Below are 13,271 nucleotides of genomic sequence, written 5' to 3'. Positions count from 1 at the left end.
TGCGGATCAGGGTGCCGTCGATCAGGACGACGTGGCCGCCCTTTCGGGTGACTTTCTTCAGCGCGCGATCAAGGCGCGGGGCCCGCGCAGCGAGCAGGTGGATCACTTCCAGTACCCAACGGTGCACCGTGGTCGCCGAGATGCGGTTGCCGCCGGCCATGTCGGCAAGCCGCTGGTCATGACGGAGAATGGCGAGGACGATCGTGGCGATCTGTCCGGGCGGCAGCTTCCGCCACCGCGAGCGGATCTTCTTCAGATGGCCCCGCAGCAGGTCGCCGAGGAAGGTCAGGGTGGCCGTGGACAGCTGCAGGCTGGACTGGTAAACAACCGTCTCGGTGCCCCCGGCGGGGCTGGTTTTCTTTGACATGAACTATCAACTGACGCCGGGGGTGCGGACGTTACGGCCAGGGTGCGTGCCGTGGGCGGCAGAGCGCGTTCACAGCGTGGTGGTGAACTTCCCGTCGGCCAGCTTGCGCAGCCAGCCCCGCTCGGCCAGCCGGTTCAGCTTCGCGCGCATCGCCTCCGAGCGGGCCGGCTCGGTGGATATCCCCAGCTCACCGCAGACCTGCTTGACCATGACCGGCGTATCCGCCCGCCGCATCACATCCATGATCCGCTGGTAATCCGCGGGCAGTACCGCCTCGTCCATGCCGCCATCGCGCTGCGGCACCAGCAGCACCGCACGGCCCGCGACCTGCCCGGCGGACTCCGGCGACGTCTGATCCCGCTCCGCTTCAACGGCCACCTGCTCGGCCAGTCGGCGCGCGACCCGCTCGGCGACGGTCAGCTCCTCCAGCTCGTCGCGCACCTCCTGAAGCTGCTGGCTCAACTTTTCGGCCTGCACCTCCAGTTCGGCCCTGCGGACCGTGATCAGCTCACGAAGGTCCGGTTCCGTGTCCCTGTGCACCTGGCGCACCTCCCGCCCGGATCGTACTGTCGGCGTACACCTGAACGCGGCCAGTCAGGTACAGCCATACGTCCCCCGCTCTGAAGGCGGTCGAGTACATAGGGAGGGTCGGGGATCGCCGGCTCTCTCAGGGGCGGGGCATGTCGGGCTGGCAAGCGCGCCCTACGCTTCAGCGCGTCGAAGAGAGGCAGGCGTACGCCCGATGAAGTCCCGCGCAGTACGGGTGAGGTGGGCCTGGTCGGCGAAGCCTGCGGTGGCTGCGGCCAGGGCAGCAGTCGAATCCGGCAGGTCGGCGATCGCGGTGCGGAGCCGGCCCCATCGGCGCAAGCGGGCAAGCGCAATGCCCACGTCCTGCCGGACCAGGGCGCGCAGCCGCGGGGCCGACAGGCCGACCTCGTCGGCGATGGAGGTGATGGGCATGTCCGGATCGCGCAACGTGCACAGGTGGATGGCGTGGGCGACTCTCGGATCGAGCGGGGTCGGGTACCCGGCGAGTGCCCGCAGCTCGGTGTATCCGGCGGCCAGGTCCACACCGGCGTCGGGGCCGTGGGAATCGGTGGTGCCGAGCGCGGCGAGCAGGCGGCGGACCTCGCCGGCATCGAGCCGTATCGGCTCCGGGTAGGAGGGCAGCAGCCAGGAGTCGATGAACAGGGCGACGTAGGGAGAGGTCGCCGCACAGCTGTGGGCCAGCTGGGGCGGAACGATCAGCCCGGGTGCCGCCACCGTGGGCCGTCCCGGCTGGAGGAGTCGGGCGTGGCCGCCGATCGGCAGCACGGCTTTCCACGCGGGCAGCCGGTGTAGGGCGACATGGAACGGGCGGGATTCGGCGAACATCGTCGCTTCGGTGCCGGAGGCGAAGACGGTGCGGCGATCGTTTTGTTCAAGTGCCCAGGCACGAGGTGAGCGGATCATCGTGCCATGCACGCTATCGCTGCCGCCGGGTTGGCGGTGTTCCTGGTCGTCACGGGGGTCATGCATTTCCTGGTTCCCGGCTACTTCCGCATGTTGGTGCCCGCGTGGCTGCGCCGGGAGCAGCTCCTCGTGGCAGTCACGGGGGCGGCGGAGGTCGTGGTGGGTGCGCTGGTGCTGGTTCCGTCCACCCGGCCGGCCGGGGGCTGGGCCGCTGCCGTCCTGATCACCTGTTACCTGGTGTCCCACGTGGACGCGCTGCGACGCGCGCGGCCGGACCGGCCCCGGCTGCTGGAACGGCCGGCCGGCGCGGTGACTCGGCTGGCGGTGAACGTCCTGTACATCGCCTGGGCGGTCGCCGTGGCCAGATCAGCGGCCTGATGCCGATGCACGGGGACTGATTGTCCAAGGTGGCAGCGAAGGCCGCCGTAGTCAGAGAGGAAGTCATGCCATGAGCCATCGCCTCGTCGTCGTGGGTGCCGGTTACGCCGGTCTGCTGGCGGCCAAGCGCCTCGCCCGCAAGCTGCGCCGCAGCGATGTCACCGTCACGCTGGTCAATGCCTCAGACCGGTTCGTGGAACGGGTCCGGCTCCATCAGCTTGCCGCCGGGCAACGATGGGCAGGGCCGTCGTTGCGTCAACAGCTCAGCGGTACATCGGTCCAGCTGGTCGTCGGACGCGTGACCGCGATCGACGCCACTGGCCGGACCGTGTGTATGGACGTCGCGCCCGGAGCGATCGGCTACGACACCCTGGTGTATGCGGTGGGCAGTCGGGCGCGGCTCGGCGATGTCCCCGGGGCAGCCGAGCACGCCTACGCTGTAGCCGACCTTGAGCAGGCGACGCGGCTGCGGCACAGGGTCACCGAGATGGCATCCGGCGGCACGGTTGCGGTGGTCGGCGGAGGGCTGACCGGCCTGGAAACCGCTTCCGAGCTGGCCGAGAGCCATCCCGAGCTGAGAGTCAGGCTGTTCACCGGTGCCGATGGCGTTGGGTCCGGGCTCGCGCCGCGAGCCCAGACCCACCTGCTGCGCGCTCTGGACCGGCTGGACGTCTCGGTTCATCCGAAGACCGTCGTCGCGGCGGTGCGGGAGGACGGCCTGGACACCCGTGATGGCGCGCCGTTCGCCGCTGACGCCGTTGTGTGGAGCACCGGGTTCCGTGCGCCGGAGCTGGCCCGCGCGGCAGGGTTCGCCACGGATGAGAGCGGCCGGATGCTCGTCGACGCCACCCTGCGCTCGGTCTCGCACCCTGAGGTGTACGCCGTCGGTGACGCGGCTGCCGGGGTGTCGGTGAGCGGGGCACCGAGCCGAATGTCCTGCCAGGCAGCCCTGCCCATGGGCCGGGGTGTGGCCGATGTCGTCGCGGCTCGGCTGACGGGCCGGGCACCCGGGCCCGTTCGGATCGGTTACACCTTCACCAACATCAGTCTTGGCCGACGTGATGGTGTCGTCCAGTTCACCCACGCCGACGACCGCCCGCGCAGGTTTGTCCTGACAGGACGCGCCGCGGCGGCTTTCAAGGAGACTGTCGTGCGAAGCACGGTACGTTCCGGGCCGCGCGGCGAGTCGGGCAGGAATGAGTCGGATTCCTGAGCCAACCCGCCTACCGCAGACGATCTTGTGACCTCACGAGGTCCGCTCACGAACGCGTACCAGCACCTGGGGACGTTCACCTGTACGCGGTTGAGGAGCCAAAGTCGTACGCCGACAGTACGGACACCCGCCTCTCCAACACCGGGGAACCTGCGGATCTGTGAGCACCGAGACGGCAGACGATCTTGAGCTCCGACAACCGCCCGCGACCAGCACGAGAACACGCTCAACGACTCACACCAGCACCGTGACCAGCGACTTCAAGATGGTGGATCTTCAATGAACATCCTCACCTGTGACAGACCCTGGACTGGGCATGGGCGTCGCACGGAGCTGGATGGATCGACCCAGCACTATGGGTCATCTCTCGCCGCCATACCCAGGCCGAGGCCGAGCTGTTCGCGTCGTGCCTCCCCGCCTGGTCAACCGCGACCCTCAAGGCTCTGAACGCCTTCGCTGTGGCCAGCGAGCGACTGTGGAACGAGGTCGCCGGCGCGGCCCCGGCCCCGTGGACACAGCAGATCCAGACGGCTTCCAGGGCCTGGTCCGCACACTGTCGGACATGCCACTGACACCCGTCCCCGGATGCGAGGCAACGGTCTCCGGTTCGGCGGCTATCCAGTCGTCCGGGCTTGACGTGGCCCGGCCGTTCCATCCGGGGGTTCCTGAGCTACCCTCACAGCCCTTCGCGGGTCACGTGAAGAGCGCTGACCAGGGCGGCGACCAACTCCTTGTCTCTCGCCTGCGTGAGGCGACTGCATGCAGCAGCCGGCGGAAGCCACAGCATCCGGTCCACCTCCCTGTTCGGCTCGAACGAGCCGCCGGTGGCCTCGGCCGCCCAGTAGCGGACCTCCTTGGGGCGGCCCTCGACCTGATACCGAGCGGTGGGCAGCTCAGGCCCCAGATCGCAAGTCACACCGGTCTCCTCCAGCACTTCGCGCACTGCTCCCTGCCGGGCGTCCTCGCCGCGCTTCAGCTTGCCTTTCGGGTGGGACCAATCTGCCCACTTTGGCCGATGGACCAGGGCAAGCTCGATTCCTTCACCAGAGGGCGAGTGGCGCCACAGCACACACCCCGCCGCCCGAATGGGTTTCTGAGGTGTCGTCACATCCGCCCCCCGTTCCGCTCCCCCGGCAGCCACACCCGCCCGAACGCGAACCGGGCCGCCTCCACCTCGTGGCGCTGGTCGGCGTGTAGGACGCCCAGTGCGTACGCCGTGGCCGGGGCGATTCTGGGGGTGCGGGCCGCGGCGGCGGCCGCGGCGGCGGCCTCCGCGGCGTCACGGTGGCGTTCCAGGGCCCGGCTCGCCTCCGCAAGGCGGGGGTCGATGTGGTCCGGGGCGATCACTTCCTGGGCATAGCGGCTGAGCCGTACCAGCATCCGGACCTGGTGCCAGGGCGCGTCCTGGCGGTGGTCGGCGGCCAGCGCGTCGGCGTTGTACGGATGGCCGGCGCGGGACAGCGGCAGTGCGGCGACCGCCTCCGCGAGCCGCCGGTGGGCCTGCTCGGCGAGTGACGGCAGCGCCTCGGCCGCCGGCACTTCGGCGGCCGTCCGGACCAGCGGCGCCTCGGACGCGAGCACCGCCACGGAGTCGGCGACGGCGTGGAAGCGGGAGGAGCCGAGGGCCTGGAGCGCGGCGGAGTGCGCGCGGGTGCGGGCGAGGGTGAGCTGGCGGTCCAGCAGCGCCCCGGCCCGCGCCGCCCCGGCCGAGAGCGCGCCCTCGGCGTCCGGTTCGGCGGCCTTGGCGGCGGCAGCGCCTGTACCTGTACCTGTGCCTGTGCCCGTACCTGTGCCCGCGCCTGCGCCTGCGCTCGTCCCCGTACCGCTTCCTGTGCGGTCGCCCCGGCCGCCGCGCGCGGTCCGCTCGCCGCGATCGGCCCGCTCCCCCCGCCCCGTCAGCCGCTGGAGTGCCGCCATCAGCCGCTCACGGCGGGCCGCGCAGGCCTGTTCGCGGGCCAGGGTGCCGGACAACCAGCCCAGTTCCGCCTGGAGTTGGTCGGCCCAGGACTCTTCGGTCAGCGGGTGGAAGGTGTGCAGGGTGGCACTGATCCGGCGGGCGGCGCAGCGCAGCTGCCAGGCCGCCTCGCCCGCGCCCTCCGCGTCCGAGCCGCTCTCGCGGTGGAGCCGCAGGCTGCGCAGGAAGTCCGCGGACTGCCGGTGCAGATATGCGGCGAGCAGCTCTCCGGCCGTAAGCCCGGCGAGCGACGGGCCGGCCGAGAGGACCGGGTCGGCGGAGGAGGCGGGCGAGGGGAGGGCGGAGGAGACAGCGGAAGCGGCAGGTCCGGGCGCGTCGTCCGACGGGCGCGCCGGGCCCTGCTGCCCGTACCCCCGGTCCTCGCCGGCCCCCCGGGCTCCGCCCGCTCGCCCCTCCGGCCCGTCCACCACCGCGGCCCGGGCTCCGGGCGCGCCGCCGGGCTCGTATCCGATTCCGATGAGACCGGCCGGCCCCCCGGTCGACTGGTCATGTCGCTGGGCCACGCCGGCGCCTCCGGGCGTCAATGAGCATTTCCTGTACGTTCCGCAGCGGCACGCCGTCCGCGTCCACCGCGTGCCGGGTCCAATCGCCGTCCGGGCCCAGGTGCCAGGACGAGGTGCCATCCGAAGTCCCGGTCTCCAGCAGCCTGTTGAGGGCGGCGCGGTGCGCCGGGTCGGTCACCCGGACCAGCGCCTCGATCCGCCGGTCCAGGTTCCGGTGCATCATGTCGGCGCTGCCCAGCCACACCTCGGGCTCGCCGCCGTTGCCGAAGGCGAAGATCCGGGAGTGCTCCAGGAAGCGGCCGAGGACGCTGCGCACGCGGATGTTCTCGCTCAGGCCCGCGACCCCCGGGCGCAGCGCGCAGATGCCGCGTACCCAGATGTCGACCGGCACACCGGCCTGCGAGGCGCGGTAGAGCGCGTCGATGACGGCCTCGTCGACCATCGAGTTGACCTTGATGCGGACATAGGCGGGGCGCCCGGCCCGGTGGTGCGCGATCTCCTTGGTGATGCGCTGGACCAGTCCGTCGCGAAGGGACTTGGGGGCGACGAGGAGCCGCCGGTAGGTCTCGCGGCGGGAGTATCCGCTCAGCCGGTTGAAGAGGTCCGAGAGGTCAGCGCCGACCTGCGGGTCGGCGGTCAGCAGCCCCAGGTCCTCGTACAGCCGGGCCGTCTTCGGGTGGTAGTTGCCGGTCCCCACGTGGGAGTAGCGGCGCAGCATCTCGCCTTCCTGGCGGACGACGAGCGACAGCTTGCAGTGCGTTTTGAGGCCCACCAGGCCGTAGACGACGTGGCAGCCGGACTCCTCCAGCTTCCTGGCCCACTTGATGTTGGCCTGCTCGTCGAAGCGCGCCTTGATCTCGACGAGGACCAGGACCTGCTTGCCCGACTCGGCGGCGTCTATCAGGGCGTCGACGATCGGTGAGTCCTCGCCGGAGGTCCGGTACAGGGTCTGCTTGATCGCGAGGACGTCCGGGTCGGCGGCCGCCTGCTCCAGGAACGCCTGCACGGAGGTGGAGAAGGAGTCGTACGGGTGGTGCAGGAGGACGTCGCGGGCGCGCAGGGCGGCGAAGATGTCGGGGGCGGACGCGGACTCCACCTCCGCCAGGTCGCGGTGCGTGCCGGCGACGAACTTGGGGTACTTGTGTTCGGGCCGGTCCAGCGCCCCGATGCCGAAGAGACCGGTCAGGTCCAGCGGTCCGGGCAGCGGATAGACCTCGGCCTCCGAGACCTTCAGCTCCTGTACGAGCAGGTCGAGGACGCCCGGGTCGATGGACTCCTCGACCTCCAGGCGGACCGGCGGCCCGAAGCGCCGCCGCATGAGCTCCTTCTCCAGCGCCTGGAGCAGGTTCTCCGCGTCGTCCTCCTCCACCTCCAGGTCCTCGTTGCGGGTGACCCGGAACATGTGGTGCGCGCGCACCTCCATCCCCGGGAACAGCTCCTCCAGGTGGGCGGCGATGACGTCCTCGATGGGGACGTAGCGCTGCGGGGAGGCCTCCAGGAAGCGGGAGAGCAGCGGCGGCACCTTGACCCGCGCGAAGTGGTCGTGCCCGCTGACCGGGTTGCGTACGACGACGGCCAGGTTCAGCGACAGGCCGGAGATGTACGGGAAGGGGTGCGCGGGGTCCACGGCCAGCGGTGTGAGGACCGGGAAGATCTGCTGGCGGAAGAGGGTGAACAGGCGGGCCTGTTCCTTCTCGGTCAGCTCGGGCCAGCGGATGAGGTGAACGCCCTCGTCGGAGAGAGCGGGGGCGATGTCCTGCTGGAAGCAGGCGGCGTGGCGGGCCATGAGCTCGCGCGAGCGCGTCCAGATGTGCTCCAGCACCTCACGGGGCTGCAGACCGGACGCGGAGCGGGTGGCGACACCGGTGGCTATCCGGCGCTTGAGGCCGGCCACCCGGACCATGAAGAACTCGTCCAGGTTGCTGGCGAAGATCGCCAGGAAGTTCGCCCGTTCCAGGAGCGGGGTGCCCGGGTCCTCGGCCAGCTCCAGCACCCGCTCGTTGAATCCCAGCCAGCTGCGCTCCCGGTCCAGGAAGCGGCCGATGGGCAGCTCCTCACCGTCCGCACCCGGTACGCCCTGGTCCTCGTACGAATCCAGATCGGCGTCCAGATCCGGCTCCAGTTCGGGCAGCGGCACGCCGACGGCGTGCGGCCGGTGGGCGGCGATGGAGCCGACCGATGGCTGCGCGGCGGGTCCCGCGGCCTCCGGCCGGGCCTGCTTCGGCTGCGCGGACGGTGTCTCGGGCTGGGCCTGGGCCTGAGCGCTGGACTGCTGGTTCATGGCCCCATTCTTCCGCGCTCCGGGGATTCCGGGCGCGTCAGGAGGAAGCGAAGCGACGCGGAGCCCCGTTTTCGGGGCTTTCGGCACAGCGGGCTGCATTCGGTGATGCTCGCAAGCGACATTGAATCGCCGGTAACGCGGATATGGCGGACAGGCAAGCGGGGCGCTACTCCCAGGGGGTTTCCCACGGTTTTCCAGGGGTTCCCGGGGTTTTCCGGCCGTTCCCGGGGCGCAGGTTATCGGAGGCCCCTTCGCGTTCCACTAATCAACTAGTGAAAGCATGCGAAAAGTGGGCTGCGCCCCCGGGCCTCCGCTGCATACGCTCCCCGCGTGCCCACACCTTCCGCACCCCCCACCCCGCCGCTGCCGTACACCCCCGACTACCCGATACGCACCGAGCGCCTGGATCTCCGCCCGGTCACCGCCGACGACTTCGAGGCGATCCACGCCTACCAGCGCCGCCCCGAGGTCTGCCGCTACCTCTACTGGGGCCCCCTCGACGAGGACGGCTCCCGCGCCTCCATCGCCACCAAGGCGACCCGTACGACGCTGCGCGAGCCCGGCGACATCCTCCAACTGGCCGCCGTCGTCCGAGCGACAGGCGAACTCGTCGGCGATGTCACCTTCGTATGGACCAGCGGGGAACACCGCCAGGGCGGCATCGGCTATGTCTTCAACCCCGACTTCGCCGGCCGCGGCTACGCCACCGAAGCCGCCCGCGCACTACTGAAACTGGGCTTCGAGGACCTGCGACTCCACCGCATCCAGGCCGAGTTGGACGGGCGCAACACCGCTTCGGCGAATCTGCTGGAGCGCCTGGGGATGCGTCGCGAGGGCCATCTGCGGGAGAACGAGTTCCTCGACGGCGAATGGGCCGACGAGGTCATCTACGCGATGCTGGCACGCGAGTGGCGGGCGGCCCAACACACGGCCTGACGCACAGCCTGACGCACGGGGTGAGGCCCGCCCCGCCCCCTCGCATCCCCGTTCTCCCCGCCTCTCACGTCTCCGAGCGGTACATCAGATCCGTCTCATGCGTGAGGAACCCCAGCCGCTCGTACACGGTCACCGCCGCCACGTTGTCCGCGTCCACGTACAGCATCGCCGTCGGCAGTCCCTCCGCCGCCAGATGCCGCAGCCCGATCGCGGTCAGCGCCTTGCCCAGGCCGCCGCCCTGCGCACCCGGCCGGATCCCGAGCACATACACCTCGCCGAGGCCCTCCTCGGCATGCACCTTGGTCCAGTGGAAGCCGGCCGGCCGCCCGTCCTTCTCCGCGAGGAAGAAGCCCTTCGGGTCGAACCACGACTCGGCCATCCGGGCATCCAGGTCGCGCTGGGTCAGCGAGCCCTGCTCCGGGTGGTGCGCAAAGGCCTCCGCGTTCACCTCCAGCCAGGCCGCGTCGTCGACGCCCGGCTGGAAGGTCCGTACCGTCACGCCCTCGGGGAGCACCGGCTCCGGCAGGTCGAGGTCCGTCAGCGAGCGCCGCATCTGCCGCAGTTCCCGGAACATCGTCAGACCGAGGGTCTGGGCGAGGTGCCGGGCGGCCGGATGCCCGCCGTGCGCCCACACCCGCAGCCGGCGCCCGGACTGCGCCAGCAGCTCGGCGCCCAGCGCCCGGCCGTGCCCGCGGCCGCGGTAGCCGGGGTGCACGACCAGCTCGGCGGCCGGCGCCTCCACCGGGTCGGTGTCCTCCAGCTGCCCGTACCCGACCAGCTCTTCCGTGTCGTCCTCGGGCACGTACACCAGCAGATGCCGCACCCCCTCGCGCCGCCCGCCACGCAGCTGCAAGCGCCCCTGCTCGGACACGGCGGGCTGCCCGTCCGTCCGCGTGGCCCGCCCGATCAGCTCAAGGACGGCCGCGGCCTCTTCCGGGGCCAGCTCGTCGGCCACCTGAATCCTGCGGCCGGTCCGGCCCATTTCGTGTGCAGCGTCAGTCATATCTGAAGCGTACGGCGCTGCCGGGCCCTGGTCCCGTACGCCGCCGCTCCCCGGCAACCAGCTCGTAACCCTTCTCCCCCTGTTGCGCTACGCGCGTTGACAATAAGCTGCCGACCGCTCGGACACACGATCGTCGTCCGTCCAGTACCCGAGGGGGATCACATGTCAACGACGCCTCAACGGCGCCGTATCGCGCGTAGATTGACGGCCGCGGCCGCCGTACTGGCTGCGGCCGTCGGTATCACCGCCACCGCCCTGCCGGCCGGTGCGAACGGCGACCCGGCCCGCCACTCAGGCCGCACGGTCGACGTACAGCTTCTCTCCTTCAACGACTTCCACGGCAACCTCGAACCGCCGCAGGGCTCCTCCGGCACGGTCGAGGAGATCCAGCCGGACGGCAGCAAGAAGACCGTCGAAGCGGGCGGCGTCGAATATCTCGCCCAGTCGCTGCGCACGGCCCGCAAGGGACACCCGTACTCCGTCACCGCCGCGGCCGGTGACATGGTCGGGGGCAGCCCGCTCCTCTCCGGTCTGTTCCACGACGAACCGACCATCGAGGCGATGAACAAGCTGGGCCTGGACGTCACCTCCGTCGGCAACCATGAATTCGACGAGGGCCGGACGGAGTTGACGCGCCTCCAGAACGGCGGCTGCCACCCGAAGGACGGCTGTTACGAGGACGGCAAGAAGTTCCAGGGCGCGGACTTCCCCTACCTCACGGCCAATGTCACGGACGAGAAGACCGGCAAGCCACTGCTCAAGCCGTACACCGTCTGGCAACACCGGGGCGTCAAGATCGGCTTCATCGGCGTGACGCTGGAGGGCACGCCGGACATCGTCAACGGCGAGGGCATCAAGGCCTGACGTTCCACGACGAGGTCAAGACGATCAACAAGTACGCCAAGGAACTCAACAAGCAGGGCGTACGGTCCATCGTCGCGCTCCTCCACGAGGGCGGCCTGCCGGCCTCCACCTCCTACAACTACAACTGCGACAGCCCGGGACCCGGCGACGGCATCTCCGGCCCGATCACCGAGATCGCCAAGAACGTGACCCCCAAGGTCGACGCGCTGGTCACCGGCCACACCCACCAGGCATACGCCTGCACCATCCCGGACCCGTCCGGCACCCCGCGCACCGTCACCTCCGCCGCGTCGTACGGCAAGCTCTACACGGACACCACGCTGACGTACGACCGCCGCACCAAGGACATCGTGCGGACCAGCGTCAAGGCGCCCGGCGCGGTCAACCATGTCGTGAACCGCACCCAGCCCAAGGCCGCGGACATGACGTCCCTGATCACCCGCTGGAACAAGCTCGCCGCGCCGATCGCGAACCGCCCCGTCGGCCATATCACCGCGGACATCGCGGGGCGCGGCGCGAACGCCCCCGAGTCACCGCTCGGCGACGTCATCGCGGACGCCCAGCTGGAGGCCACCCAGCCGGACGGCAAGGGCGGGGCCCAGCTGGCGCTGATGAACCCCGGCGGCATCCGCTCCGACCTCGCCTTCAAGGCGTCCGGCGGGGAGGGGGACGGCGTGGTCACCTACGGCGAGGCGTTCACCGTCCAACCCTTCACGAACATGATGAACGTCATCGACCTCACCGGCGAGCAGCTGATCACCGGCCTCCAGCAGCAGGTCAGCGGCCCGAACGCGGCCTCCCCGAAGATCCTCCAGATCTCCAGGGGCCTGACGTACACCCTGGACATGACCAAGACCGGCGCCGACCGCGTGGTCAAGGACTCGGTGAAACTCGGCGGTGTCGCGATCGACCCGGCCAAGACGTACCGCGTCGCCATGAACGAGTTCCTGGCCGGCGGCGGTGACGGCTTCGCGGCCTTCAAGGAGGGCAGGAACAAGTACGTCGGCAAGCCCGACCTGGACGCCCTCACCGCCTACCTGGCCGCCCACGCCTCGGCGGACAGCCCGCTCAACCCGCCGAAGGCGGACCGCATCACGGTCGTGAAGTAGAGAAATACGGTCGTGAAGTAGAGAAATGTCGTGAGGTAGAGAAACAGGGGATACGGCGACGGCCCGGTGGGGATCCCCCACCGGGCCGTCATCGCGTTTGCGGGTGGCGCGCTCAGCCGCCGTACGGGTTGCCCTGCTGCGGGGCGCCGTACGGGGGCTGCTGCGGCTGGCCTGCCGGGTAGCCGTACTGACCCTGCTGCGGCGCCTGCTGGTAACCGGGCTGGGGCTGCTGCTGCGGCGGCGCCTGCTGGTAGCCCGGCTGCTGCTGGGGCTGCTGGTAGCCCGGCTGGGGCTGCTGGGGGGCCTGCGGCGGGGCCTGCTGGTAGCCCGGCTGAGGCTGCTGCTGGGGAGCCTGCTGGTAGCCGGGCTGGGGCTGCTGCTGGGGAGCCTGCTGGTAGCCGGGCTGGGGCTGCTGCTGGGGAGCGTGCTGCGGGGCCTGCTGATAACCCGGCTGCTGCTGCGGCGCGCCGTGCGGCGGAACCTGCTGCCCCAACTGCGGTGCCCCCTGCGGCGCGTAGCCCTGCTGCGGCGGGGCGATGCCCGGCTGCTGCTGGCCCGGCATGCCCGGCTGCTGCTGCGCGAAACCCTGCTGCGGCGCGCCGCCGATCATGGCGAGCAGCTGCTCCATCTCGTCCCGCCAGATCCGGTGGACGTTCAGCCGGACCGGGGCCGCCTCGCCCGGGAGCGCCAGGCGGAACGAGCTCCAGAGCGGGTTCACATTGACGTCGGAGATGGCCGACTGGGCCTGGTCGCGCGGGATCGCGTAGGTGATCTCCTGCGGCCGCTGGTTGATCCGGTGCATCCGGTGCAGGACGACCGCCTGGTCGGTGACAGTGACGAAGTAGTACTTCACCAGCATCTGGCCGATCAGGCCCAGCGCCCCGGTCAGCCAGGGGGTCGGCCCGGTCAGGCAGGTGATCGACACCAACGCCCGGTCTCCGGGGGCCTGCTGGGCTATCGCCGCAGCGACCTGCTCCTTCATCGTGCTCTTGCGCATCGCCATACGGCGGTTCCCCAATTCCGTGACAGTGGATCCGGCCAGCGTATCCACCCGACCTGTGGCCCCTGCATGGCGAGGGCCTGCCCCTGGGCGCGATGGCCGCCCTCACCCGAAGAGTGGCTTATATCCCCAGGTCGCATCCCCTCTGCCCCCTACGGTCGTTACCCGGCCGAGTCCCCACGAGAGGAAG

General features: G+C 70.5%; 11 protein-coding genes and 1 pseudogene. 5 read left to right on the top strand and 7 right to left on the bottom strand.

The window, feature by feature from the left end:
* Positions 1–31: 31 nt before the first annotated feature.
* Positions 32–364: a hypothetical protein gene (locus tag AB0I10_RS14690; protein ID WP_363152808.1), complete on the top strand. Its 333-nt coding sequence runs from the start codon at positions 32–34 to the stop codon at positions 362–364.
* Positions 365–436: 72 nt separating this feature from the next.
* Here AB0I10_RS14690 and AB0I10_RS14685 read toward each other — a convergent pair whose 3' ends face one another.
* Positions 437–907, bottom strand: coding sequence for a hypothetical protein (locus tag AB0I10_RS14685; protein ID WP_363152807.1), 471 nt, complete (start codon positions 905–907; stop codon positions 437–439).
* A gap of 162 nt (positions 908–1,069) precedes the next feature.
* A complete protein-coding gene (locus AB0I10_RS14680) occupies positions 1,070–1,819 on the bottom strand; it encodes a helix-turn-helix domain-containing protein (RefSeq protein WP_363152806.1) in 750 nt (249 codons plus the stop codon).
* A 6-nt stretch (positions 1,820–1,825) separates the two neighbouring features.
* Between AB0I10_RS14680 and AB0I10_RS14675 the strand changes: the two genes are divergently transcribed.
* Complete coding sequence (locus AB0I10_RS14675) at positions 1,826–2,197, top strand: hypothetical protein (RefSeq protein ID WP_363152805.1); 372 nt, start codon at positions 1,826–1,828, stop codon at positions 2,195–2,197.
* 70 nt (positions 2,198–2,267) lie between these two features.
* Positions 2,268–3,410, top strand: a complete 1,143-nt coding sequence (locus AB0I10_RS14670; RefSeq protein WP_363152804.1) for an FAD-dependent oxidoreductase — start codon at positions 2,268–2,270, stop codon at positions 3,408–3,410.
* Positions 3,411–4,086: 676 nt separating this feature from the next.
* On the opposite strand, the gene AB0I10_RS14665 is transcribed toward AB0I10_RS14670, so the two are convergent.
* Genes AB0I10_RS14665 through AB0I10_RS14655 form a run of 3 tightly spaced genes read right to left on the bottom strand, consistent with a single transcriptional unit; the run spans position 4,087 to position 8,169 of the window.
* A complete protein-coding gene (locus AB0I10_RS14665) occupies positions 4,087–4,518 on the bottom strand; it encodes an NUDIX hydrolase (protein ID WP_363152803.1) in 432 nt (143 codons plus the stop codon).
* Positions 4,515–5,888: a CHAD domain-containing protein gene (locus AB0I10_RS14660; RefSeq protein WP_363152802.1), complete on the bottom strand. Its 1,374-nt coding sequence runs from the start codon at positions 5,886–5,888 to the stop codon at positions 4,515–4,517. The genes AB0I10_RS14665 and AB0I10_RS14660 overlap by 4 nt, the downstream gene beginning before the upstream one ends.
* Positions 5,872–8,169, bottom strand: a complete 2,298-nt coding sequence (locus tag AB0I10_RS14655) for an RNA degradosome polyphosphate kinase (protein ID WP_363152801.1) — start codon at positions 8,167–8,169, stop codon at positions 5,872–5,874. The genes AB0I10_RS14660 and AB0I10_RS14655 overlap by 17 nt, the downstream gene beginning before the upstream one ends.
* A gap of 330 nt (positions 8,170–8,499) precedes the next feature.
* Here AB0I10_RS14655 and AB0I10_RS14650 point away from each other — a divergent pair, with 330 nt between their 5' ends.
* Positions 8,500–9,105, top strand: a complete 606-nt coding sequence (locus AB0I10_RS14650) for a GNAT family protein (protein ID WP_363152800.1) — start codon at positions 8,500–8,502, stop codon at positions 9,103–9,105.
* Positions 9,106–9,169: 64 nt separating this feature from the next.
* On the opposite strand, the gene mshD is transcribed toward AB0I10_RS14650, so the two are convergent.
* Entirely contained in the window at positions 9,170–10,087 is a 918-nt protein-coding gene (mshD, locus tag AB0I10_RS14645; protein ID WP_363152857.1) for a mycothiol synthase, read from the bottom strand.
* Between the two features lie 183 nt (positions 10,088–10,270).
* On the opposite strand from mshD, the pseudogene AB0I10_RS14640 reads away from it, so the two are divergent.
* Positions 10,271–12,081 (top strand): annotated as a pseudogene (locus tag AB0I10_RS14640) (bifunctional metallophosphatase/5'-nucleotidase).
* A gap of 112 nt (positions 12,082–12,193) precedes the next feature.
* Here AB0I10_RS14640 and AB0I10_RS14635 read toward each other — a convergent pair.
* A complete protein-coding gene (locus AB0I10_RS14635; protein ID WP_363152799.1) occupies positions 12,194–13,084 on the bottom strand; it encodes a hypothetical protein in 891 nt (296 codons plus the stop codon).
* Positions 13,085–13,271: the final 187 nt, after the last annotated feature.

It is taken from the genome of Streptomyces sp. NPDC050636, from assembly GCF_040654775.1.
In the GTDB taxonomy this organism is placed as follows: Bacteria; Actinomycetota; Actinomycetes; order Streptomycetales; family Streptomycetaceae; genus Streptomyces.
Note: the sequence above shows the minus strand (reverse complement) of the source record. Positions and strands in the feature narration are given on the sequence as shown.